Origin of the sequence: Achromobacter sp. HNDS-1 (assembly GCF_040084795.1) — a bacterium.
Lineage (GTDB): Bacteria > Pseudomonadota > Gammaproteobacteria > Burkholderiales > Burkholderiaceae_B > Achromobacter > Achromobacter ruhlandii.
In genome coordinates this window covers 3,919,731-3,943,948 of record NZ_CP157584.1, presented here as the reverse complement: position 1 = coordinate 3,943,948, position 24,218 = coordinate 3,919,731, and the positions used below count along the sequence as shown (strand labels likewise).

The window sequence follows — 24,218 nt, the reverse complement described above, 5'->3', positions numbered from 1 at the left end:
TTCTTCTGGCGCGGGGCGCGCCGCAAGCTGAGTAACACCGATGGCGCCGGCGTTCCCCGGCGGCCGGCGCGATCGCCTCAGGCGGGCTCGGCCATGTCCTGGAAGCGCCGCGTCAGAATATCGACGAAGGCCTCGGTCACCACCGACGGCGCCGTCTGCGCGGGATACGCCATGCAGACCCGCACGGGCAGCTTGGGCGTGAACGGCCGTATCGACAGCTGTTGCGCGAACACGTCGGCAATGTAGGGATTGACGATGCCCAGCCCGGTGCCGGCCGCGGCCAGCGCGCAGATCGTCGAAGAATAAGTGGTCTCGATTTCGGACACCGGCTGCACCTGGTGCGCCAGCATCGCGCCGCGCAACTGCAGGTACACGTCGTCGTCCGCGTTCAGCACCAGCAGCCGGCGCTCGTTCAGGTCCGCGATGCCGATGGCCGGCAGCGCGGCCAGCGGATGATCCGGCCGCATCACGCAGACCGCGGCGCTCTCGTGCAGGGTTTGCAGCGCCAGGTGCGCGCCGTCCAGCGGCACCGTCGTCACCACCACGTCATAGGTGCCATGCAGCAGGCCTTCGCGCAGGTACTGGCTGCCCACCGTCTGCATGTTGATGTGCACATCGGGATAGCGCTGCGCGAATTCCTCGACCGCGCCGGGCAACATGCCCAGGCCCAGCGCCGGCGTGCAGGCCAGCCGCAGCACGCCGCTGCCGCTGCGGCGCATGGCGGCCACGCGGTCCTCGATGCGCTCCAGGCCGACGAAGTGGCGTTTGACCGTATCGAACAGGTCCTTGGCCTCGCGCGTCGGCCGCAGGCGGCCACGCTCCATGTCGAACAGCTTGAGGCCGCTGGCCTGCTGCGCCTGCGCCAGCAGGCGGCTGATCGAGGGTTGCGTGGTGCGCAGCATTTGCGCCGCGCCGGTGGTGGTGCCGGCCAGCATTACCGCGTGGAAGGCTTCGATCTGACGGAAATTCAGCGGTCGGCTCATGGGGTCACAGGGTATAGCAAACTTGCATAGACTATGCCGAAAAAAGAATTTTTTCAAATACTTATCGACTCCTACACTCGTGGCTCCTCAGGTGCTCTTGCTCCCGCACCCCAACGAAAACCAACCGCTGTAGGGGAAATACCATGCGTTCAAGCCGTCCCTGGCGCCGCCGCGTCCTGCAAGCCTTCTGCCTGACCCTGGCGAGCGCGGCCCTGCCGTTCGCCGCCCAGGCCCAGTCCAATTATCCGGACCGCCCGTTACGAATCATCGTGCCGTTCACCGCCGGCGGTAGCTCCGACATCCAGGGCCGGCTGCTGGCCAAGTACCTGGGCAAGCTCTACAACCAGCCAGTCGTGGTCGAGAACCGGCCCGGCGCCGGCGGCCACATCGGCGGCAAATTCGTCGCCGAATCCGACCCCGACGGCTACACCCTGCTGCTCGGCTCCATCGGCCTGCATGCCACCTACGGCGTCTACAAGCACCTGAACTACCGCCCTGCCGACGCCCTCAAGGTCATCACCATCGTCGCCGAGATGCCGCACGTGGTCGTGGCCAGTCCGACGCTCCAGGCCAACACCCTGGCCGAACTCACCGCCCAGGCCAAGGCCAGCCCCGACAGCCTGCATTTCGGCTCGGCCGGCGTCGGCTCCTCGGTGCATATGGTAGGCGAACTCTACAAAATGGCCGCGCAGGCCCCGATCGCGCACATTCCCTATCGCGGCAGCTCGGCCGCCATCAACGACCTGATCGGCGGCCAGATCCAGCTGCTGTTCGAAAACGTGCCCACCACCATCGGCTACATCCAGACCGGCAAGCTCAAGGCGCTGGCCATCACCGGCGCCACGCGCTCGGCCGCACTGCCCGACGTGCCCACCGCCGCCGAGGCCGGCCTGCCTGGCCTGACCGTGACCTCCTGGACCACCCTGGCCGCCGGCAAGGACGTGCCCGACGCGCTGATCGACAAGCTCAGCGCCGACCTGCGCCGCGTCTACGCCGATCCGGAATTCCGCGCCGGCCTCGAGCACCTGGGCATGACGCCGGTGGGCAACAGCCCGGCCGAGGCGCGCGCCTTCGTCGAGCGCGAGCGCGCCCGCTGGAACAAGGTCATCGAAACCGAACACATCAGCGCCGGCTGAACGCCCTTCCCCTTCCTTCATTGATGAATCGCATGACCACTCCCGCCATCGCCTGCCGGCGCCTGGGTGGCCCGCCGGGCCACCACTTCTTCGGCTACTACAACAAGACCGTCTGGCACCAGAGCGGCCGCTATCTGCTTGCCAATCGGACCGCCTTCAAGGATGCGGTGCTCACGCCCGGCCTGCATGCCGAGGTCGGCTACTTCGACCTGCATGAAGGCGGCCGCTACCACGCCGTCGGCGCCACCACGGCATGGAACTGGCAGATGGGCTGCCAGCTGCAATGGCTGGACGGCAAGGCCGAACCGCAGCTGATCTACAACTGCCGCCGCGATGACGGCAGCGGCTTCTATCCCGGCTTTCGCTCGGCCGTGCACAACCTCGCCAGCGGCGAAACCCGCTACCTGCCATTGCCCATCTATGTCGCCGCGCCCAACAGCCGCTACGCGCTGTGCGTGGATTACCGCAGGCTCTACATCACGCACCAGACCATCGGCTACAGCGAGCACGCGCCCGGCCCCGTGGCCAACGCCCCGGCCGACGACGGCATCCATGCGCTCGACCTGGACAGCGGCGACCACCGCCTGCTGGTCAGCTACGCCGACCTGCGCAATTTCCATCCGCGCGCGTCGATGGAACGCGCCATCCACTGGGTCAGCCACATCGAGGTCAACCCCTCGTCCACGCGCATCCTGTTCCTGCACCGCTGGACCGAGCGGGTCGAGGACGAGACCTGCTTCCTGCACCGCCTCATCACCATGAACCCGGACGGCAGCGACATGCGCCTGCTGGAATGTTCCGACCACCCCCTGCCGCAACTGGCCGCCGACTTCGACCCGGCCGCGGTCGGCACCTTCGACTACGAGAAGTCGGAATACCAGATCTCGCATCCGCTGTGGCGCGACGACCGTTCGATCATCGTCTGGGGCCCGCACGCCGGCAGCATCCACTACCACTTATACGAAGACGCCGACGGCGGCCCGGTGCAGGTGGTGGGCGACGGCATCCTCACCGAAAACGGCCACATGACCTTCTCGCCCGTGGACACTCGCTGGCTGCTGAGCGACACCTATCCCGATCCCGTCACTCACGAACGCGTCCTGTTCCTGTACGACATGGAAACCGGGCAGCGCCATGACCTCGGCAGCTTCTACGCCGACCCCAAGCTGTCCAAGGAAAACCGCTGCGACCTGCATCCCCGCTGGAGCCGTGATGGCACCCAGGTCTGCATCGACTCGGTGCACGAAGGCGAGCGGCAGATGTACGTGCTGGACGTCGCGCCGATCGTGCGGACTTGAACCCGGCGGTGGCGCCGGCCCCTCAACCTTCGCGCGCCACCTGGCGCAGCGCCTGCTCGAACACGTCCGGCGGCTGTCCGCCGGACACCAGGTACTTGCCGTTCAGGATCACCGACGGCACCGACGTGATGCCGCGATCGCGCCACTCGGCCTCTTCCTTGCGCACCTCTTCGGTGTAGCGGCCCGAGGCCAGCACCGCGCGCGCCTCGGCCGCGTCCAGGCCGGCGTCGGCCGCCGCCTGCACCAGCACCTCGACGTCGCTGGTGTCCTGGTTGTCGTAGTGATAGGTCTCCAGCAGGCGCTTCTTCAGCGCCGTCTGGCTGCCCTGCCCTTCCAGGCCCGCCCAGTACAGCAGGCGATGGGCATCGAAGGTATTGAACGAGCGGTTGTCATCGGCCATGCGCATGCGCATGCCGACGGCCGCCGCGCGTTCGCTGATGACCTTGCGATTGGCCTGCACCTGTTCGCGGCTGTAGCCGTACTTCGCCATGAGTCGTTCGATGGTGTTCTGCCCGCCCTTGGGCATGTCGGGGTTGAGTTCGAACGGCCGGAAATGCAATTCGACCTCGGCCTCATCCCGCACACGCTCAATGGCGGCCAGCAGGCCTCCCAGGCCGACCGCGCACCACGGGCAGGCAACATCGGACACGAAATCGATAGTGATCTTGGACATGGCAATCTCCGGGAACAGTCCTCAAGCGTAGACCAAACCGGCGCGCGTCGATCAAGAAACCCTGGATGCGCCAGGGCCAGGGCGCCGCTATGTTCGCGCCGTATCCTCATGCCCCGCCGCGCGTCCCGCGCGCAGCCCATGCCGGGCCGCCTCAGGCCCCGGCGTCGCGCCGCAATTCCCGCACCCCGCGCCCGAGCTTCCTGCGCAACAGGCTGCGCAGCGTCGAGGTGTCGGCATAGCCGACCTGCGCCGCAACGGTGTCCAGGTCGCAACCATTGGCCACCAGCTGCCGCGCGCGCTGCACCCGCAGGTCCTGCACAAACGCCAGCGGCGACTTGCCCAGGACCAGCTCGGTGCGCCGCTGCAGCGTTCTGGCATGCACGCGCAGGGCCGCGGCCGCCTCCTGCAAGGCAAAGCCCCTGGACAGATTCTCGCGCGCCCAGCGCTCGAAGCGCGCCACCAGCGGATCGGCATGCGCCAGGAAGTCGGGGATGATGTATTGCGCCTGCGACGAACGGTTGTCGATCAACAGGAATCGCGCCACCACCTCCGCCAGCCCGGGGCTGGCCTGCCGCATCAACCACAGCGCCAGATCCAGGTGCCCCATGGCCGCGCCCGCTGTCACCAAGCCGTCACCGGCAACAATCATGCGCGTGTCATCCAGGCGCACCGTCGGGTAGCGCTCGCGGAAAAGCGGCGCCAGCGACCAGGTGGTGGTGGCCTCGCGTCCATCCAGAAGACCACTGTCGGCCACCACGAAAGTGCCAATGCACGCCGCCGCCACCCCGATGCCCTGCCCGCGCCATGCGCGCAACTGCGCCTTGGCGCGCACCACGTCGGGCCGCGCCAGCGCGGCCAGCAGCTTGGGCGGCGTCTTGGCGTTCAGCGCTGGCACCACGACCCAATCCGGCCGCGCCACCTCGCCGGCCGGCCGCACCGCCATGGACAGTCCCAGCGCGGTGCGGATGCGCCGGCCCACGCCTGCCACGGTCACCTCGAACGGCGCCGGCGCATCCGACTGCATGGATGCCAGTTCGTTGGCGGTGTCGAAGGTGTCCAGCAGCGCCGTCAGGCCGGTGTCGAACACCCCATCCAGCGCGAGCAGGCAGATGCGCATGTCGTAAATAACCCGAATATTGTCATTTACGACTATAGATCGGCGCCTCTCGCGCTGTCTAGAATTCTCTCGGATTCAACGGTCCCGGCATCCGTCCGGTCCCACGGAGTCCCACAAACGAGACCCCCATCATGGAACACCCCGATCAGACCCAGCTCGACAATCCGGCCTGGTTCGCCCTGGCCGGCCGCCAGGCGCACCTGCGCCAAGGCGATGGCCTGGCCGCGCGTTACATGCCCGACGTCGCGCCCTTCGCCGCCGTGCGCAACACCACGCGTGACGCCTTCGACGCGCTGCGGCGACTCATTGCCCCGGACACGCCCGCCATGCTGCAGGCCTTGTATCTGCCGCCCCCGCTCGACGGCCTGCACTCGGAGCCGCTGTTCTCCTTCTTCCAGATGATCGACCAAGGCCCCGCCCCCGCCGCCGACGACGAGCAGGATTTACTGACGCTGGGCGCGAGCGACGTCGCCGACATGATGGCGCTGGCCGCCGCCACGCGGCCGGGCCCGTTCGGTCCGCGCACCATCGAGACCGGCCAATACGTCGGCATGCGGCGCCGGGGCCGCCTGGTCGCCATGGCCGGTGAACGCATGCGGCTGGACGGCTACGTGGAGATCAGCGCGGTGTGCGTGGACGCCAGTTGCCGTGGCCAGGGCCTTGCCGGCCGTCTGATGGATCGACTACGGCGCGATATCCGTCTGCGCGGCGACACACCGTTCCTGCATGTCCGCGACAACAACGCGGCGGCCATCGCGCTCTACCAGCGCCTGGGCTTCCGGACGCGGCAGACTTTTCAGCTCCACCGCATTACAGCGCTGGACACGCACGAATCCGCCTGTCTTTGAAGTTGCCCGACCGTAGATCGAACGGCCGCCTGGCGGCGCTGACATGCCGGGGCGGCAGCGCCCGCTATCGCGCCGCGTCCCGATCGAACAGGATCCGCTCGATCGCGCGCACCCTATCCCGGCGGCGCCTGACCGCGCGCACCGGCCTGCCGAAAAAACGCTTGCGCTGCGTGGCTTCCCGGCTGGCCTGCAGGTGCTCGATGAACACCTCGGCGCACGGCGCGTTGTCAGTCTTGTCGAAGATCCAGCAGTAGGCGACGGGCAGACGCGCCTGCCGATAGCGCGGCGCGGCCGATGCGGCATCGCTGGCAAGCAGGCGCTCCAGCACCCGCTGATCCCACTCCTCGGGATTCTCCGCGCAGGCCTGGGCCCAGGCCTGCAACAGCTCGGCGGCGGCCGGCGTATGGTTGATGAACAGCGTGCTGCTCAGCAAATGGCCTTCGGGCTCATGGTAGGCGGCGATGTCACAGTCCAGCGCCGCCAGCGTCGGCCACGGATCGCGGTGGAACACCGCGTCCACGTCGACATACAACAACGGCCCCGTGTGTTTCCTGCGCATGGCGACCAGCACCGACGGCTTCATGGACGCGTTGCGCACCCAGGACCCGGTGGACTCGATCGGTTCGGCATCGACGGCAAGCCCCAGCCGTTGCGCCGAGCGCAGCAGGCGGTTCTTTTCCGTCTCGTAAATACTGTCGCGGGTGAAGAATGCCACCACCATGCCCGTCGCGCTGCCTCCCCGCCCGGCCGGCGCCGCCTTGTCGGGCCCCGGAAAGCTCGGAACCACCCGCGTCTGCTCCGCGGACCAGCCGAACCACTTGCGTCGAAACCAATCGAACATGATGCGCCACGCTTTTCGAGATCAGGTAAAGCGGGCGTACCGGCAACGTCATGGCGACAGCGCGGCGGCAGGCTCGCACAACGCTCCTCCCGCCGTCATGCGACGCACAGAGGGCGGGCGAGACGGGCACGGGGTCGAAGCGCAGGCGGAGTTTATGGATCGACGCGATAAGCGTCGATGCTATTGCAATCAGTCGAAATCCAAATCGTCACGCTGAAACATTCTTCGCGCGGCTTCCCTCTGAAGCGCCTTTCCAGGCCCAACAGAACTTTCAACCGGCTTTCTCGAATGCCGCTCGCGCCGCGGGTCGCGGCAAGCGCGACCCGTCCAAGGCCAACCTGCTCGCGGCGGCCGGCCTGGCCGCCTACACGAGAATCCTGTCGTCGGCCGGATCAGGCGTACTGCGCGAGGCCGCCTCCCAGCGACCAGTTTTCCTTCAAGACCTCGACGAGATTCACGAACACGTCCTCCGACCGCAGGCCGGGATTTTCACCGAGCAGCTGCGCAATCCGCCGGAACAGCGCCTTCTTCTGTTCCAGCGTGCGCGTATTGTTCGCGGTGATCTGGATGAACACGAGATCGTCGCTGCGAGCGATATCAAAATAGGTCGCGCCGTAGCGGAAGTTGGCGGCCTCGTGCTCGGTCATGACCATGAACTGGTCATCTTCGGGCACGTCGAACGTTTCATGCAGCGCGCGGTAAACGCCGTCGAAGATGGCCTGCCGGTAGGCCTCCGTCTTTCCGGAACGCAACGAGATTTGAGCGAATGGCATGGGAAATTCCTCCTTTGTGGTCCCGTGGCCTATTATCTATTCTGATAACTTATCCATTTTTATTTCAACGATAAAATTTTGAAATGACAAAGCGTGCCCTTGACCTGGAAGCCGTCAGAGCCTTCATCCGCATCGCCGAGCTGGGCAGCTTCACCCGCGCCGCCGAAGCGTCACGGACCACGCAGGCCGCGGTCAGCTTGAAGCTGAAACGGCTGGAAGAAAGGCTGGGCTTCAGACTGGTCGAGCGAACGCCGCGCTACGTGGAGCTTTCGGCCCAGGGCGCGACCTTTCTTGAACATGCGCGCAAGCTGATCGAAGCCCATGACCGGGCGATCTCGGTCGTTGGAGGAACGCGGCAGCGCCTTGCCATCGGCATCAGCGACCACGTCGCGGGTCCGGAACTGCCCGCGCTGATCGCGCGCATGAATGCCCAGGATCCTCACCTGCTGATCGAGATCCGGATCGGATCGTCGGCGGAACTGCTTCAACGTTTCGACCGCCGCGAACTCGATACAGTGATCGTGCGCTTCCAGGCGGGGCGCGGCGATGGGGAAATCCTGGCCGAAGAAAAATTCGGTTGGTTCGCGATGCCGGGTTGGCAGCATCGCGCGGGCGAGCCGCTGCCGCTGGCCACGATGGCGGAACCCTGCGGCGTGCGCGCCCTGGCCGGACAACTGCTCGACGAGGCCGGCATGCCCTGGACCGAGGTTTTCGTCGGCGGCGGCGTGATGACGGTCGCCGCCGCCGTCATGGCCGGGCTGGGGGTTGCCGCGCTCGCCCCGCGCATGGTGCCGTTCGGCGCGGTCGACGTCGGCCCCAGGCTGGGGCTGCCGGACCTGCCGCGGCTGCCCATCCTTCTGCACACCCGGGTCCGGGACAGCCGCGCGCGGGATGCGCTGGCCGCGCTCTCGGCAGCCTTTCGCGGCGTGGCGCGAAGCTAGGATCTGCAAGCGATGCCACGCCCCCCTTCGGGCCCCCGACAAAGGAGAACGTCGCCGCCGGCGATCCTCCGGACAACAAAAAACCCGCAGAACCAATGTTCATGCGGGTTTTCGGGGCAAAGCGCCAACGGGCTGCGCCGGGACGGCTCTTGCTAGATTCTTGGCGGACAGAGGGGGATTCGAACCCCCGATACGCTTTTGACGTATACACGCTTTCCAGGCGTGCGCCTTCAACCACTCGGCCACCTGTCCTGATCCGGTACGCATTGCTGAAAATGCGAATCCGCGATTCTAGCAGATCGGCAAGAAAGCTGCAGCGGCGCGGCGGCCCCAGAAAAAAGGGGACGCGATTGCGTCCCCTTTTTGCCACGGGCGCCCGTGCGCACCCGGTGGCGACCGCCCCGGACGCAGTTGCCCGGGGCAGCCCTTGGCCGCTCAAGCGTTGGGCGGATCCTGCTCGCGGTACGAACTGACGGTGCCGTCGGGTTCGGTCTCCTCCAGCCGCACCCGGAAGCCCCACAGCCGCGCCAGATGCTTCATCACCTGCTCCGCGTCCTCGGCCGCGAGCGGCCGGCCGCGGCTCTTCAGGTGCCGCAGCACCAGCGAACGGTCGGTGTCGCGGTTGAAGCGGACCACCTGGATGTCCGGCACCAGATTGTCGCGGTTGTGCTGCGCGGCCAGCAGGCGGCGGATGTCGCGGTAACCCTCGTCGTCGTGGATCGCGGCGACCTCCAGCTTGGGATTGGCCTGGTGGTCCGAGATCGCGAAGAAGCGGAACTCGCGGATCAGGCGCGGCGACAGGTACTGCGAGATGAAGGACTCGTCCTTGAAGTTGCGCATGGCGAAGTCCAGCGTCTTCAGCCAATCGCCTCCCGCGATGTCCGGGAACCAGCGGCGATCCTCGTCGGTGGGCTTTTCGCAGATGCGGCGGATATCCGACATCATCGCGAAGCCCAGCGCGTACGGGTTGATGCCACCGTAGCCGCGTTCGTCGAAGCCGCGCTGGCTGACGACGTTGGTGTGGCTCTGCAGGAACTCCATCATGAAGCCGTCGTTGACCAGTCCCTTCTCGTGCAGCCGGTTCAGGATGGTGTAGTGCCAGAACGTGGCCCAGCCTTCGTTCATCACCTTGGTCTGCGTCTGCGGATAGAAGTACTGGGCCACCTTGCGCACAATGCGCACCAGTTCTTTCTGCCACGGCGCCAGCTTGGGCGAATACTTCTCGATGAAGTACAGCAGGTTCTCTTCCGGCTCGGGCGGGAACACCGACGCGGCGACCCGCTCGTCCTTGTCGGCCTCCAGCCGCGGCAGCGTGCGCCACAGGTCGTTGTATTGCAGCCGCGCGTGCTCCTGGCGCTCCGCCTGGCGCGCGGCCTCTTCCTTGTACGAGATCGGCGTCGGCCGCTTGTAGCGGTCCACGCCATGGTGCGACAGCGCGTGGCAGGAATCCAGCAGCGCCTCCACCGCGTCGATGCCGTAGCGGTCCTCGCAGTCCATCACGTACTTGCGGGCGAACACCAGGTAGTCCAGCACGCCGTCGGCGTCGGTCCACTGGCGGAACAGGTAGTTGCCCTTGAAGAACGAGTTATGGCCGTAGCAGGCGTGCGCGATCACCAGCGCCTGCATCGTCATGGAGTTCTCTTCCATGAGATATGCGATGCAGGGGTTGGAGTTGATCACGATCTCGTAGGCCAGGCCCTGCATGCCGCGCCGGTAGTACTGCTCGTTGCGGATGAACTCCTTGCCGTACGACCAGTGCGGATAGCCGATGGGCAGGCCCGCCGACGCGTACGCGTCCAGCATCTGCTCCGAGGTGATGACCTCGATCTGGTTCGGATAGGTGTCCAGCCCGTACTCGCGCGCGACCTGCGAGATCGCGTCGTCATAGGACTGGATCAGTTCGAACGTCCATTCGGAACCTTGCGACAACGGCCGGGGGCTGTCGGCCGATTCCGGCTCCACCAGTGCGCCCAGGATGGCATTCATGCGGTTTCCTTCTTGAACAGGTCATGGAACACGGGATAGATTTCCCCGCGATCGCAAATCCGCCGCATCACGAAATGCGGCGCCAGCTTCTGTTCATATTCCGCCCACAGGCTGCTCTTGCGCGCCTCCTGCGAGTCGGGCACCTCGATATAGGCGAAGTAGCGCGTGGCCGGCAGCAGGTGCTCGGCCAAAAAGCGCGCGCTCTTGCCCGCGTCGGCGCCGAACGAGTCGCCGTCGCTGGCCTGCGCCGCATACACGTTCCAGGCCGTGGGCGGATAGCGCTTCTCGACGATCTCGCGCATCAGCTCCAGCGCCGACAGCACGATGGTGCCGCCGCTCTTGGGATCGTAGAAGAAGGTCTGCTCGTCCACTTCCTCGGCATTGTCGGTATGGCGGATGAAGACCAGGTCGACGTGCTCGTACTTGCGCGACAGGAACAGGTACAGCAGCGTGAAGAAGCGCTTGGCCAGGTCCTTCTTGCCCTCGTCCATCGAGCCGGACACGTCCATCAGGCAGAACATGACCGCGCGCGCCATCGGGATCGCGACCGACACGCGGTTGCGGTAGCGCAGGTCCAGATCGTCCAGGAACGGCACGCGCGCCAGGCGCTCGCGGCAGTCCTCGACGTCCTGCTCCAGGGCCTTGATCTGGTCGGCGGGCGCGCCCGCCGCCTTGGCCTTGGCCAGGCGTTCTTCCGCGTCTTCCAGGTCGGCGCGCGCCTTCACGCTCAGCGCCACCCGCCGCGCCAGCGACGACTTCAGCGTGCGGCTGATGCTGAGCATGCTGGGCGAGCCGGTAGTGGTATAGCCGGCGCGTTGCCATTTCTTCTGGCTGACCTCGCCCAGCTGGGTGCGCGCCAGGTGAGGCAGTTCCAGGTCTTCGAAGAACAGGTTGAGGAATTCGGCCCGCGACAGGCTGAAGGTGAACTGATCGACCGCCTCGCCCTCGCCGGGCTCGGAGCCGCCCTGGCCTTCTCCCCCCTGAGGCCGGTCGAACGTGTCGCCCTTGGCGAACTCGCGATTGCCCGGATGCACCATTTCCCGGTCGCCGCCCGCGCCGTGCCGGAAGGTCGGCTCGGAAATATCGCGGGCGGGCAGGTTGATCTCGCCGCCCTGATCCATGTCCTGGATCGAGCGGTCGCGGATCATCCCGTGGACCGCCTTGCGGATCTGGTCCTTGTAACGCCGCAGAAAGCGCTCCCGGTTAACGGCGCTCTTGTTGCGCCCGTTAAGACGGCGATCGATCAGTGAATTCATGATTCACCTCGCTCAGGAAGACTTCCTCACACGGAGATACCACTCGCACAGCAGCCTGACCTGCTTTTCCGTGTAGCCCTTCTCCACCATCCGATCCACGAAGCTCTGGTGCTTGGACTTGTCCTCGGCCGACGCCTTGGCGTTGAACGAGATCACCGGCAGCAGGTCTTCCGTGTTCGAGAACATCTTCTTCTCGATCACTTCGCGCAGCTTTTCATAGCTGGTCCAGGTCGGGTTGCGGCCGTTGTTGTTGGCGCGCGCCCGCAGCACGAAGTTCACGATCTCGTTGCGGAAGTCCTTCGGATTGGCGATGCCGGCCGGCTTCTCGATCTTCTCCAGTTCGTCGTTCAGGGCGCTGCGGTCGAAGCTCTCGCCGGTTTCCGGGTCGCGGAATTCCTCGTCCTGGATCCAGCAGTCGGCGAACGTGACGTAGCGGTCGAAAATGTTCTGGCCATACTCCGAATACGATTCCAGATACGCGGTCTGGATCTCCTTGCCGATGAATTCGGCGTAGCGCGGCGCCAGGAAGCCCTTGATGAACTCCAGGTAGCGCCGGCGGATTTCCTCCGGATAGTCCTCGCGCCCGATGCGCTGCTCCAGCACGTACATCAGGTGCACCGGATTGGCCGCCACCTCGGTCTGGTCGTAGTTGAAGACGCTGGACAGGATCTTGTACGCGAAGCGCGTCGAGACCCCGTTCATGCCCTCGTCGGTGCCGGCGTAGTCCTTGTACTCCTGCAACGCCTTGGCCTTCGGATCGACGTCCTTCAGGCTTTCGCCGTCATAGACGCGCAGCTTCGAGTAGATGCTGGAATTCTCCGGCTCCTTCAGCCGGGTCAGCACCGAGAACTGCGCCATCATGTCCAGCGTTCCCGGCGCGCACGGCGCCGTCGACAGCGAGCTGTGATGCAGCAGCTTCTCGTAGATGCGGACTTCTTCCGAGACCTGCAGGCAGTAAGGCACCTTGACGATATAGATACGGTCGAGGAACGCCTCGTTGTGCTTGTTGTTGCGGAAGGTCTGCCATTCCGACTCGTTCGAGTGCGCCAGGATGCAACCGTTGAACGGGATCGCCGAGAAACCCTCGGTGCCCTTGAAGTTGCCTTCCTGGGTCGCCGTCAAGAGCGGATGCAGCATCTTGATCGGCGCCTTGAACATTTCCACGAACTCGAGCAGCCCCTGGTTGGCCAGGCACAGGCCGCCGGAATAGCTGTAGGCGTCCGGGTCGTCCTGCGAATGGCGATCGAGCTTGCGGATGTCGACCTTGCCGACCAGCGACGAGATGTCCTGGTTGTTCTCGTCGCCCGGTTCGGTCTTGGCGATCGCCACCTGGCGCAGCACCGACGGGTTCAGGCGCACCACGCGGAACTGCGAGATGTCGCCGTCGAACTCCTTCAGCCGCTTGACCGCCCACGGCGACATGATGCCCGTGAGGTAGCGGCGCGGAATGCCGTATTCCTTTTCGAGCGTGTCGCCGAAGCGTTCTGGGTGGAACAGGCCCAGCGGCGACTCGTTCACCGGCGAGCCCTTGAGCGCGTAGATGGGGAAGCGCTCCATCAGCACCTTGAGGCGTTCGGCGATGGACGACTTGCCGCCGCCGACGGGCCCCAGCAGATAGAGGATTTGCTTGCGCTCTTCCAGTCCCTGCGCGGCGTGCTTGAAGAACGCCACGATCTGCCCGATGACGTCCTCCATGCCGTAGAACTCCTGAAACGCTGGATAGCGCCGGATGGTCCGGTTGGAAAACAAACGGGAAAGACGTGGGTCGTTGCGCGTATCCACGATTTCAGGTTCGCCAATCGCCGCCAGCATGCGCTCAGCGGGGCTGGCGTATGCCATCGGGTCGCGTCGGGCGAGATCCAGATACTCCTCGAGAGAGAGCTCTGACTCCTGTTCTCTTGCATACTGCGACTTGAAGCCTTCGACGATGTTTTGCACGGAAACCTCCTACAACACGCGAAAAAGCCATGACGTCCCTACGTGTCCCCATTGTGTGCCTCAGTGCTTCAGCGTGACTAGTCAATCTCGCTATTAGCAATTTCGGCACGGTCGTATGTTGCTTTCGCCACACATCAACCATGAGCACGATCGGGCCCTTTCCGTTTAGGCTGCGCCCTTCGGACACAAGTTCCGTCAGGGATTGCAACCAACGTGAATAAGTTCACTCGTTCGCCTTCAGCATATTGCTGTAGAACGCGCACGGGATGCGTCCATGCATGAAATGGTCAGCAATTATTTGAAGGGATGAGCGATATCCCGGTGGATTCTTATGATCCGGACGCAAGTCCGGTGCGTTCGCTATGCGATGGCAGCGAACGGTCTGAACGGCGCGACAGCGACTGCGTTCAGCAAGTATCGATCCGGTGTGTGAAAGCGCCGGTACGCGATACTGGAATCCGTGGTGACGAGGGCGCGTGGCGGGTCGTGGTGCAAGCCATGCGCGCGTAGCGCCAAGTCATGGCCTAGCTTAAGCCCAATTGACGGTTTTGTGGCAATTCATTTGGGGCTACAGGGTAAAAAAACACCATCGACAACCCTCAGCCCGTGTCGCGAAAATCGTTCCCAAACTTGCTGCGATCCCGCCGCAAGCCGCGCCGGCAAACGCTATCCCCGCGATCGCCATGCGCTATCGCGCGATCAATTGGCAGCCGGGCAGGTCGAGTGCTAATACCCATTGCGCCGTCAAGGATAGAATCACGCATTCGTCGAACCCGCGTCCCACGCCTTTATTCAAACGCTGTCCCGCCTACCCATGTCGCCACGCCCGCGCCTGATCATGCAGGGGTCGCGCATCACTCGCGTGGCCAGGCGCGGCCGGCGCCTCGCGGCACTTTGCGCGCTGCCGCTCTGCGCCCTGCTGCTGGCGGCCTGCGAACGCGCCACGCCTCCTTTGCCCAACGATGCCTATGTCTGGCAACGACGCTGGACGCCGGCCTTGGCGCATGCGCTGCGCGACAGCGCGGACGTGCTGCGCTCGTGGCGGGTGCTGGCGGCGGAACTGCGCGCCGACGGCGCCTGGGTCGACGCGGCGCCCGATCTGGCCGCGCTGGCCGCGACCGCGCGCCCGGTCGTGCCGGTGCTGCGGCTGGACGGTCGCGTCGACGATCTGCGCGAGGCCGACATCGCCGCGCGTATCGCCGCCACGCTTGCCGCGTGGCGCGGCGCCGGCATCCACGTGGCCGGCCTGGAAATCGACTACGACTGCGCCACCGCGCGATTACCGGCCTATGCCGCGCTGCTTGCCAAACTGAAGACATGGCTGCCCGCGGACCTGCCGCTGTCGATCACCGCGCTGCCCACCTGGCTAGACAGCCCCGCGCTGGCCGACCTGCTGGCGGTGCCGGACGAAACCGTGCTGCAGGTCCACGCCGTGCTGAACCCCGCGCAAGGGTTGTTGTTCGACGCCACGCGCGCTCGCGCCTGGATCGATGCCTATGCCCGCCGCACCGGCAAACCGTGGCGGGTAGCGCTGCCGGCATACGGCAGCCGCGTCTCCTGGGACGAAAACGGCCGGATCGCCGCGGTTGAAAGCGAACGGCCCGCCTTGCTGCCCGGCGGCCGTTCAGCCGAGCTGCTCGCCGCGCCCGAAACCCTCGCGGCCTTCGTCCGCGCGCTGGACCGCGAACCGCCCGCGGGGCTGGCGGGCATTGTCTGGTTCCGCCTGCCAACCCAGACCGACGCCCGCGCCTGGAGCCTGTCGACCTGGCGCGCGGTGCTGGCGCGCCAGCCCCTGGCGCCGGCGCTGGCGGTCGCGGCCGATCCGGCCGGGGCGGACGGCGCGCGCAACGTGATGCTGGCCAATCGTGGCAACGCCGACACGCCGCTGCCCTTCATCGTCAGGCTGGACGCCGCCTGCGACGCCGCCGACGGCATCAACGGCTACACCCTTGAATACGACCGCGACGGCAGGTATCTTCGCCGCGCGCGGGACGGCCTGCTGCGCGCCGGCGCCGAACGCGCCATTGGATGGATCCGCTGTGACGCCACAACCCCGAGCTTCCATGTACAACCGTAAATCGCTTGTCGCCGCGCTGGTGCTGGCCTGCGCCGCCGGCGCCGGCATCGTCATCGCCTGCGGCCCGGACTTCCCGCCGCAGTTGCTGGACGACCGCGCCGGCACGCTGCAGGGCACGCCCGCCAACTCGTTTGCGTACGAGGCGGCGCGGCTGCTGCCGGCCACGGACACACTGCGGGCCAACGAATCACCCTTGCTGCCCGACGGCAGCTACCGCTCCAACGCCATTCCTGAAGCGTTCGACACGGCGTTGACGCCGGCGCAACGGGAACAGGCGCGGGCGATGCGCGCCCGTCCCGACGGCGACCAGGCCTATGCCGCCGGCGACGGCCTGCCGGAAGCCGCGCGCCTCTATGCCGCCGCCGCGGTGGACTACCGCAGCGCCGCCCAGGCGCCGGACGAACCGCGCCTGGAACGCGCGCGCCAGCGCCTGCTGGCCATCCTGGCGCTGCCGGCGGAGCAGGCCGCGACCCGCAGCGTCTGGGCGGCCTATCTGCTGGCCGAAATCGGGGACATCGGAACCACGCCGGCGACGGATCACCCGGCGCAGGCCTATGCCCGGGTGCGCGAACTGGCGCGGCAAGGCGCGCCCGACCCCCTGGGCCTGGCCGTCGCCAGCTACGGCCAGGAAGCGCGCCTGTCGTTGTCCGGCAGCCTGGGCCAATGCGCCTACGAAGACCTGTTCAACGCCTCGCCCTGCATGGATGCGATCGCGCCGGCCGACCTGCAGCGGGCCGTGCGCCTGTACGCCGCCCAGGCCGCGCGCGAGTCGGTCAGCGGCCGCGAATCGTTGCGCCTGATGGCCGACTGGGCGCTGGCCGCGCCGGCGCGCGCCCTCCGCCTGATCGACGATCCGGTCAGCCAGCGCCTGCTGGTGGCGTACGGCCTGGCCCGCATCGGCGACATCGTCGACGGCAAGCCCGACAGCGCGCGCGATCCCTTCGCCAACTTCGAGGCCACCGGCCGCCTGAGCCTGGCCGATGCCGCCGACGGCACGCCCAATGTCACGCCCAACCCCGCGCTGCAATCGCTGGTGGCCGCGCTGCAGGCCCGGGATCCGCAACGCATCGCCGACGCCGACCGGGTCGCGGCGCTGGCCTACCGTGTCGGTCGCTACGACCTGGCGCAAGGTCTGGCCGACCGGCTCGACACGGCGCTGGCCTGGTGGGTACGCGCCAAGCTGGCGATCCGTCGCGGTGACAACGCGCTCGCCGCCCAAGCCTACGCCCGCGCGGTGGCCGCGTTCCCGCGCGGCGACGGCAGCGTCGAGGCGGAAGCGGGCGCCCTGCTCAAAGGCGAACAGGGCGTGCTGTCGCTGTCGCGCGGCCAATACGTCGAAGCCCTGGACCAGTTGTACCGGGCCGCGGCGGCCGGCGATGGCGCCCCGCCGCCGGAAGAAGGCTGGCCGCTCTCGCCCTATTGGAACGACGCGGCCTACGTGGCCGAACGCGTGCTGACGACCGATGAGCTCAAGGCCTATGTCGACCGGCTGCCGGCGCCCCCGCCCGCGCCATCGCGGCCGCCGGGTTTCAGCCGCTACACGACCGACCAGTTCTACGAATGGAGCCGGCTGAACCAGCCGCCCGTGCATGACCGCCTGCGCCAGCTGCTGGCGCGGCGGCTGGTGCGGGAGAACCGGGTGGCCGAGGCCCTGCCCTACTTCCCCGCGGATTCCGACCCGCGCTTCGCCTCGCTCGACTACGACAACGGCAACTGGAAGATCCAGGAATCCAATGTCCGCCAGCGCGCCGCGCAATACGGCGACGCGCTGCAGGCCGCCGGCAACGCCTGGGGCCGCACCGCTCGCGCCGAAGCCTGGTACAACGCCGCCACGCTGGCACGCCGCGACGGCATGCGCATCATGGGCTATGAGCAGGGACCGGACTACGCCGTCTATGAAGGCAACTATTCCGCCGGCGCCGGCCGCGATGCCAACCCCTGGTGGCGCGAGCCCCGCGCCGATGCCGGCATGCCGATGGAAACGCCGCAACAGCGGGCCGAGGCCGACCTGCCCGGCCCCTTCGTCACCCAGGAGGAACGCGCGCGCTATGCGGCCAGCGAGGCCCGGCCCAACGTGCGCTACCACTACCGCCAGATCGCGGCCGACTACGCGATGAAAGCCGCCGACGAACTGCCGACCCGCTCGCAGGCGTTCGCGGCGGTGCTGTGCCGAGGCGCCCGTTACGTCATCGACGACACGCCGGAAAGGGCCACCGCCCTGTACCTGCGCTATGTCGACCAGGGCGCCCAGGTGCCCTTCAGCGCCACCTTCGGCCGCGAATGTCCGGAGCCGGACTTCCAGTCGGCCGCGCGCTTTCACTACATCCAGGCGTGGAAGGCCTGGGAGCGCGCGCGCCAGCAGCATCCGGGCATCCTGCTCGCCGGCGGCCTGCTGGCGCTGGCGGCGCTCGGCGCCGGGCTGTGGGCCTGGCGCAATGGCACGCCGACGGGCGGCGGCAAGCGGCGCCAGGACGGTCTTTGAATATCGACGCCCCCGCGGCTACCCGGCGGCGGGCAGTTCGACCCTGCGCAGCAGCCCGCGCCAATGCTCGGGCACCCGCGCCCGCACACGCAGGTCGGCCGCCACCCGCTCGGCTTCGATGAACTCGTAGCGCGGAGCCGCGTCCAGCCGTTCCAGCAAAGGCAGCTTGACCAGGCCCGCGGCGTCGCCCAGCAGCATCGGCGCCATATAGATAAGCAGCTCGTCGATGCAGCCGGCCGCGACCAGCGCGCCGCTCAGGCCGGCGCCGGCTTCGACGTGGACTTCGTTGAACTGCTGCGCGGCCAGCCAGCGCATCATGGCCGGCAGGTCGACCCGGTCGGGCGTCTCGGCGGGCAGCGCCACCACCCGCACGTTCCTGGCCTCCAGACGCGCCTGCTTGGCGGCGTCGGCGCGGGCCGTGAACACGATGACCTCGCCGCCGTCGAACAGCCGCGCGTCCTCGGGAATCTCGAAGCGGCCGTCGACCACCGCCCGGCGCGGCTGGCGCGGCGTCTGGACGCTGCGTACGGTCAGTTGCGGATCATCCTTGAGCACAGTGCCGATGCCAGTCAGCACCACGCAGCTGCGGGCGCGCCAGTGATGGCCGTCGGCGCGCGCCTCGGGCCCGGTGATCCATTGCGACAGGCCGTTGCGCAACGCGCTGCGGCCGTCCAGCGACGTCGCCATCTTGAGCCAGGTCCAGGGCAACCCGCGACTCATGCGCGAGATGAAACCGGCATTCAGGGCCAGCGCCTCTTCGCGGCAAATGCCGGTGGTGACAGCGATGCCGGCCTCGCGCAGCCGCGCCAGCCCCTTGCCGTTGACCAGCGGATTGGGATCGCCGATCGCCACCACCACGCGCGCCGGCGCGGCCGCCAGCAGCGCATCCACGCACGGCGGCGTGCGGCCGAAATGGCTGCACGGCTCCAGCGTGACATAGACGGTGGCCCCCGCCACCGATTCGCCGCGCGCCTGGGCATCGCGCAGGGCGCAGACTTCCGCGTGCGGGCCGCCGGGCGGCTGGGTCGCGCCTTCGCCCAGCACCCGGCCGTCGCGCACGATGACGCAGCCCACCCGGGGGTTGGGCGCGGTCGAGTACATGACGGTCTGCGCCAGGGCCAGGGCGCGCCGCATCCAGGACAGGTCGTCGGATTCGCTGGGGTTCTTCATCATGCAGGGATTGTATGTCCGCGGCGGATCGCCGGCACGCCGCGCTTGCCCTCACAAGCCGGCGCGCTATGATCATGCCAGCGGCGCTGAAGCCATGTCCGTTTTGGGCCGATGCTGGTCTCGGGACGGTCTCGCCCGGGTGCCGGAGCGGGACCACAATACGCCACACACCCCTGAAATCTCAAGGCACGGAGCCCGCCGCCATGAAACAAGCATTGATCGTCATCGACGTCCAGGATTCCTTCCGCCAGCGTCCGTTTTGGGACGAATCGGAATACCCGGCATTCGTCTCGCAACTGCAGGGCCTGATCGACGCCGCCCGCGCCCGCGACATCCCGGTGCTGCAGGTGTTCCACATCAGCGCCGCCAACGATCCGGCCAACCCGTTCTCGCTGGCCTCCGGCCACGTCAAGACGCTCAAGGAACTGCGCATCGCCCCCGACGCCGTGTTCCACAAGACCGTGCATTCCTCGCTCTACGCCAAGGACGCCGACGGCGCCACGCTGCGGGACTGGCTGCGCGAGCACGGCATCGAAGGCGTCATCGTCAGCGGCATCCGCACCGAGCAGTGCTGCGAGACCACCACCCGCCACGCCAGCGACGACGGCTTCAAGGTGGTGTTCCCGACCGACGCCACGCTGACCTTCGCGATGCAGAGCCCCTCCGGCAAGCACTACACGCCGGCCGAGATCCGCGACGCCACCGAACTGGTGCTGCAGGGCCGCTTCGCCCGCATCGCCCGCGCCGCCGACGTCTTCGCCGACGCGCAATAGGACGGCATGGCCATGATTCCCGTGCACTTCGTCCTGCCCCGGGGAATCGTGCTGCTCGACGTGGCCGGGCCGGCCGAGGCGTTCCGGGTCGCCAACAAGCTGTGCCCGGACGCCTTCGCCCAGCATTTCTGCGGTCCGTCCACCGAAATCGAAAGCGGCATTCCCGGGCTGCACCTGGCCCGGATCCAGCCGCTGCCCGAGAAACTGCCGCCCGAGGCGCTGGTGATCGTGTCCGGCGTGGTCGGCAAGCACATCCGCCTGGATGAGCCCGAGGCCCGCCTCATCATCGACTGGCTGGCGGCCCGCCATCCGGCCGACGGCTTCACGCTGATGACGGTCTGCGCCGGCGCCCTGTTCGCCGCGGCGGCAGGCCTGACGCGCCAACGCGAATGCACCACCCACCATAGCTGCCTGGCGCAACTGGCCGACCTGGATCCCAGCGCCCGGCTGCACGACAACCGCATCTTCGTGGAAGACGGCAATCTGGTCAGCAGCGCCGGCATCACCGCCGGCATCGACCTGGCGCTGCACATGGTGTCGCGCCATTGCGGCCCGCGCGTGGCCAGCGAAGTGGCGCGCGACATGGTGGTGTACCAGCGCCGCGCCGGCACCGACTCGGCGCTGTCGCCCTGGCTGGAACACCGCAACCACATGCATCCGGGCGTGCACCGCGTGCAGGACGCGGTGGTGCGCAACCCGGCGGCGCCGTGGTCGGCCCAGTCGCTGGCCGAACAGGCCCACACCAGCCCGCGCCACCTGACGCGGCTGTTCCGCGAGCACGCCGGCTGCACGCCGATGGACTACCTGTATCAGATACGCGTGGCGCTGGCGCGCGACATGCTGCGCGAAACGCGCTTGAACCTGGAGTTGGTGGCGGAGAAATCGGGCTTCGGCTCGGCCCAGCACCTGCGCCGCGTGTGGCGCCGGTTCCAGCCGCAGACGCCCAGCATGGCGCGAACGGTGGCGCCGTAGCGCGCCGGGCGGCAAACCGCCGGTAGCGCCACCGCGGCCGCCTGCGGATCAGGCCGCGCCAGGGCCGGCCGCGTCAGGCCGGGCCGGGCCGCGTCGGGCCGCGACAAGCCGGGCTGCGGCAAGCCGGGCCACGACAAGCCGGGCTGCGATAGGCCGACCCGCGCGACGGCATCACTCCTTGCGCAGCTTGCCGGGCAACACCGGCCCCTGCATCTCGCGGATCGCCTCGACGAACTCGCCGATGTCCTCGAAGCTCTTGTAGACCGAGGCGAAGCGCACGTAGGCCACCTTGTCGAGCTTGCGCAGCTCGTTCATGACCAGCTCGCCGATGTGCCCGGAAGCCACTTCGCGCAGGCCGCTGGCCAGCAGTTGTTCCTCGATGCGGGCCACGGCCGCGTCCACGTCCTCGGTGCTGACCGGGCGCTTGCGCAGCGCCAGGCTAAGGCTGGCGCGCAGCTTGGCGGGATCGTAGTCGCTGCGGCTGCCATTGCGCTTGACCACGGAGGGCAGCGCCAGCTCCACCCGCTCGTAGGTGGTGAAGCGCTTGTCACAGGACTGGCAACGGCGCCGGCGGCGGATCGCGTCGCCCTCTTCCGAGACACGGCTGTCGACGACCTGCGTTTCGGAGTTGCCGCAAAATGGACACCGCATGTGTGATCCCTGAAAACACGGAAAGCAATAATTCGCCGATATTGTAACGATGCGACAGTCTGTCCGCGTCGACTATGACAAATTCGTCCCTATTATTTTTGCCACGATGACCGCCGGCGCGCAAGCGCCATTGGCCTGAAAACAAAAGGACGGCCCCTTGCGGAGCCGTCCTTGTCAGCCACGGGCGGAAAAAATCCGCCGTCGCATTACTTCTTGCCGTACACCGGCAGGCGCGAGGTCAGTTCGTTGACCTTGGCGCGCACGGCGGCGATGTTGGCTTCGTCGCGCGGGTTGTCCAGCACGTCGGCGATCAGGTTGGCGGTCAGCTCGGCCTCGGCTTCGGTGAAGCCGCGGGTCGTCATGGCCGGGGTGCCCAGGCGGATGCCGCTGGTCACGAAAGGCTTTTCCGGATCGTTCGGGATGGCGTTCTTGTTGACCGTGATGTGGGCCTGGCCCAGCACGGCTTCGGCTTCCTTGCCCGTGATGCCCTTGGAGCGCAGGTCCACCAGCATGACGTGGCTTTCGGTGCGGCCCGAAACGATGCGCAGGCCACGCTTGACCAGCGTATCGGCCAGCACCTTGGCGTTCTTGACCACTTGCTGCGCGTAGGTCTTGAATTCGGGTTCCAGCGCTTCCTTGAAAGCCACCGCCTTGCCGGCGATGACGTGCATCAGCGGACCGCCCTGGATGCCGGGGAAGATGGCCGAATTGACGGCCTTTTCGAACTCGGCCTTCATCATGATGACGCCGCCGCGCGGGCCGCGCAGCGACTTGTGCGTGGTCGAGGTGACGAAGTCGGCGTGCGGCACCGGGTTGGGGTAGGCGCCACCGGCCACCAGGCCGGCGTAGTGGGCGATGTCGACCATGAACAGCGCGCCGTTGTCGTGGGCGATGCGGGCCATGCGCTCGAAGTCGATGTGCAGGGCGTAGGCCGAGGCGCCGGCGACGATCAGCTTGGGCTTGTGTTCCTTGGCCAGCTGCTCGACCTGGGCGTAGTTCAGGACTTCGTTTTCGTCCAGGCCGTACGAGATGAAGTTGTACAGCTTGCCCGAGGCGTTGACCGAGGCGCCGTGCGTCAGGTGGCCGCCTTCGGCCAGGCTCATGCCCAGCACGGTGTCGCCCGGCTTCAGGACGGCCATGTACACGCCCTGGTTGGCCTGCGAACCCGAGTTGGGCTGCACGTTGGCGGCTTCGGCGCCGAAGATCTGCTTCAGGCGGTCGATGGCCAACTGCTCGACCACGTCGACGTATTCGCAACCGCCGTAGTAGCGCTTGCCCGGGTAGCCTTCGGCGTACTTGTTCGTGAGCTGCGTGCCCTGGGCTTCCATGACGGCCGGGCTGGCGTAGTTCTCCGAAGCGATCAGCTCGATGTGCTGTTCCTGGCGAACGTCTTCCTTCTGGATGGCGGCCCAGACATCCGGGTCAGCCTTGGAGAGGGTGAGGTTGCGGTCAAACATGACGGGGGGTTCCTGAGGCGGTAAGAGAGGAGGAAACTGCGCCCGGGTGGGTAAACCCGGATAATGACGGATAGTTTACCGCGTCGCGCCGCTTCCCCTGTCGCCAAAATGCCCCGAATGGCGGCAAAATTCCCGCCAAGGGCGCGAAAATTCGGGCATCCGTCCATGGCTGGAAAACGCGCTCAACCCGACTTGAGAAACTTTCATGCAAACCCAGACTTTGATCGCGTACACCCTGGTCGCCGCCGTCAGCGTCGTCACCCCCGGCCCCGCCAGCATCCTGGCCATGCGCAATGGCGCCGCCGGCGGCCTGCGCGCGGTGCTGCCCTCGTCGCTGGGCAATGTCACCGGCCTGTTCCTGCTGTCCGCCGCCGCCATGCTGGGCCTGGGCGTGGTGCTGCAATCGTCCGCCCTGCTGTTCGCCGCGCTCAAGATCGCCGGCGCCGCCTACCTGATTTACCTGGGCCTGCGCCATCTGCTGGGCCGCAGCAGCGTGGCCGCGCCGCCGCCCGACAGCGCCGGCCGCCCGCCGCGCGGCGCGCTGGCGCTGTATCTCGAAGCGACCTTCGTGGCCGGCCTGAATCCCAAGCCCATCCTGTTCTTCACCGCGCTGTTCCCGCAGTTCCTGAACGCGGCCGAACCGCTGCTGCCGCAGTTCTTCATCCTGACCGGCATCTTCATGGGCCTGTCGCTGCCGTCACTGCTGGCCTACGGCCTGCTGGCGCGCCGCGCCCGCCGACTGTTCCAGCAGCCGCGCGCGGTGCGCTGGATCAACCGGGCCGTGGGTTCGGTATTCGTGGCCTTCGGCGTGGCGCTGTTGCGCCTGAAGCGCGCAGGCGCCTGAGG

General features: G+C 67.2%; 20 protein-coding genes and 1 tRNA gene. 9 read left to right on the top strand and 12 right to left on the bottom strand.

What is annotated here, in order from left to right:
• Positions 1-77 precede the first annotated feature (77 nt).
• Entirely contained in the window at positions 78-983 is a 906-nt protein-coding gene (locus ABFG95_RS18230; RefSeq protein WP_049071196.1) for a LysR substrate-binding domain-containing protein, read from the bottom strand.
• Positions 984-1,126: 143 nt separating this feature from the next.
• Here ABFG95_RS18230 and ABFG95_RS18225 point away from each other — a divergent pair, with 143 nt between their 5' ends.
• Together ABFG95_RS18225 and ABFG95_RS18220 are read left to right on the top strand one after the other, a co-directional pair.
• Positions 1,127-2,119, top strand: coding sequence for a tripartite tricarboxylate transporter substrate binding protein (locus ABFG95_RS18225; RefSeq protein WP_054416286.1), 993 nt, complete (start codon positions 1,127-1,129; stop codon positions 2,117-2,119).
• Between the two features lie 23 nt (positions 2,120-2,142).
• Positions 2,143-3,417, top strand: coding sequence for a hypothetical protein (locus tag ABFG95_RS18220; RefSeq protein ID WP_059269278.1), 1,275 nt, complete (start codon positions 2,143-2,145; stop codon positions 3,415-3,417).
• 22 nt (positions 3,418-3,439) lie between these two features.
• On the opposite strand, the gene ABFG95_RS18215 is transcribed toward ABFG95_RS18220, so the two are convergent.
• Positions 3,440-4,090 carry a DsbA family oxidoreductase gene (locus tag ABFG95_RS18215; RefSeq protein ID WP_068953077.1) on the bottom strand — a complete coding sequence of 217 codons (651 nt, stop codon included), beginning with the start codon at positions 4,088-4,090 and terminating at the stop codon, positions 3,440-3,442.
• Between the two features lie 151 nt (positions 4,091-4,241).
• Positions 4,242-5,207, bottom strand: a complete 966-nt coding sequence (locus ABFG95_RS18210; RefSeq protein WP_049071190.1) for a helix-turn-helix domain-containing protein — start codon at positions 5,205-5,207, stop codon at positions 4,242-4,244.
• A gap of 131 nt (positions 5,208-5,338) precedes the next feature.
• On the opposite strand from ABFG95_RS18210, the gene ABFG95_RS18205 reads away from it, so the two are divergent.
• Positions 5,339-6,055, top strand: a complete 717-nt coding sequence (locus ABFG95_RS18205) for a GNAT family N-acetyltransferase (RefSeq protein ID WP_278990418.1) — start codon at positions 5,339-5,341, stop codon at positions 6,053-6,055.
• A gap of 64 nt (positions 6,056-6,119) precedes the next feature.
• On the opposite strand, the gene ABFG95_RS18200 is transcribed toward ABFG95_RS18205, so the two are convergent.
• Positions 6,120-6,896 carry a putative nucleotide-diphospho-sugar transferase gene (locus ABFG95_RS18200; RefSeq protein ID WP_278990420.1) on the bottom strand — a complete coding sequence of 259 codons (777 nt, stop codon included), beginning with the start codon at positions 6,894-6,896 and terminating at the stop codon, positions 6,120-6,122.
• Positions 6,897-7,288: 392 nt separating this feature from the next.
• Complete coding sequence (locus tag ABFG95_RS18195) at positions 7,289-7,669, bottom strand: tautomerase family protein (RefSeq protein WP_049071188.1); 381 nt, start codon at positions 7,667-7,669, stop codon at positions 7,289-7,291.
• Between the two features lie 83 nt (positions 7,670-7,752).
• On the opposite strand from ABFG95_RS18195, the gene ABFG95_RS18190 reads away from it, so the two are divergent.
• On the top strand, positions 7,753-8,610 hold the full coding sequence (locus tag ABFG95_RS18190) for a LysR substrate-binding domain-containing protein (RefSeq protein ID WP_059269275.1): 858 nt from the start codon (positions 7,753-7,755) through the stop codon (positions 8,608-8,610).
• Positions 8,611-8,771: 161 nt separating this feature from the next.
• Here the strand turns inward: ABFG95_RS18190 and ABFG95_RS18185 are convergent.
• The 4 genes from ABFG95_RS18185 to ABFG95_RS18170 form a co-directional block, all read right to left on the bottom strand.
• Positions 8,772-8,862 (bottom strand) — tRNA-Ser (locus tag ABFG95_RS18185).
• Between the two features lie 183 nt (positions 8,863-9,045).
• A complete protein-coding gene (locus ABFG95_RS18180; protein WP_049071186.1) occupies positions 9,046-10,596 on the bottom strand; it encodes a SpoVR family protein in 1,551 nt (516 codons plus the stop codon).
• Complete coding sequence (locus tag ABFG95_RS18175; RefSeq protein WP_054495498.1) at positions 10,593-11,852, bottom strand: YeaH/YhbH family protein; 1,260 nt, start codon at positions 11,850-11,852, stop codon at positions 10,593-10,595. Before ABFG95_RS18175 ends, ABFG95_RS18180 begins: the two co-directional genes overlap by 4 nt.
• A 12-nt stretch (positions 11,853-11,864) precedes the next feature.
• Complete coding sequence (locus ABFG95_RS18170) at positions 11,865-13,790, bottom strand: PrkA family serine protein kinase (protein ID WP_054416279.1); 1,926 nt, start codon at positions 13,788-13,790, stop codon at positions 11,865-11,867.
• A gap of 814 nt (positions 13,791-14,604) precedes the next feature.
• On the opposite strand from ABFG95_RS18170, the gene ABFG95_RS18165 reads away from it, so the two are divergent.
• Both ABFG95_RS18165 and ABFG95_RS18160 read left to right on the top strand, forming a co-directional pair.
• Positions 14,605-15,867: a DUF3142 domain-containing protein gene (locus tag ABFG95_RS18165; RefSeq protein WP_348994827.1), complete on the top strand. Its 1,263-nt coding sequence runs from the start codon at positions 14,605-14,607 to the stop codon at positions 15,865-15,867.
• The gene (locus tag ABFG95_RS18160; protein WP_348994826.1) at positions 15,854-18,349 is read left to right on the top strand and encodes a hypothetical protein; all 2,496 of its coding nucleotides are present in this window, start codon (positions 15,854-15,856) and stop codon (positions 18,347-18,349) included. The genes ABFG95_RS18165 and ABFG95_RS18160 overlap by 14 nt, the downstream gene beginning before the upstream one ends.
• Before the next feature lie 18 nt (positions 18,350-18,367).
• Here the strand turns inward: ABFG95_RS18160 and ribD are convergent, their stop codons facing one another.
• Positions 18,368-19,519: a bifunctional diaminohydroxyphosphoribosylaminopyrimidine deaminase/5-amino-6-(5-phosphoribosylamino)uracil reductase RibD gene (gene ribD / locus ABFG95_RS18155; protein WP_263899624.1), complete on the bottom strand. Its 1,152-nt coding sequence runs from the start codon at positions 19,517-19,519 to the stop codon at positions 18,368-18,370.
• A gap of 203 nt (positions 19,520-19,722) precedes the next feature.
• Here ribD and ABFG95_RS18150 point away from each other — a divergent pair, with 203 nt between their 5' ends.
• Together ABFG95_RS18150 and ABFG95_RS18145 are read left to right on the top strand one after the other, a co-directional pair.
• Positions 19,723-20,292: an isochorismatase family protein gene (locus ABFG95_RS18150; protein ID WP_049071182.1), complete on the top strand. Its 570-nt coding sequence runs from the start codon at positions 19,723-19,725 to the stop codon at positions 20,290-20,292.
• Between the two features lie 12 nt (positions 20,293-20,304).
• Positions 20,305-21,264, top strand: a complete 960-nt coding sequence (locus ABFG95_RS18145; protein ID WP_100504548.1) for a helix-turn-helix domain-containing protein — start codon at positions 20,305-20,307, stop codon at positions 21,262-21,264.
• A 171-nt stretch (positions 21,265-21,435) separates the two neighbouring features.
• Here ABFG95_RS18145 and nrdR read toward each other — a convergent pair whose 3' ends face one another.
• Complete coding sequence (nrdR, locus tag ABFG95_RS18140; RefSeq protein WP_006392798.1) at positions 21,436-21,915, bottom strand: transcriptional regulator NrdR; 480 nt, start codon at positions 21,913-21,915, stop codon at positions 21,436-21,438.
• A 206-nt stretch (positions 21,916-22,121) separates the two neighbouring features.
• Entirely contained in the window at positions 22,122-23,372 is a 1,251-nt protein-coding gene (gene glyA / locus ABFG95_RS18135) for a serine hydroxymethyltransferase (protein ID WP_049071180.1), read from the bottom strand.
• A 205-nt stretch (positions 23,373-23,577) separates the two neighbouring features.
• Between glyA and ABFG95_RS18130 the strand changes: the two genes are divergently transcribed.
• The gene (locus ABFG95_RS18130) at positions 23,578-24,216 is read left to right on the top strand and encodes a LysE family translocator (protein ID WP_059269272.1); all 639 of its coding nucleotides are present in this window, start codon (positions 23,578-23,580) and stop codon (positions 24,214-24,216) included.
• Positions 24,217-24,218 lie beyond the last annotated feature (2 nt).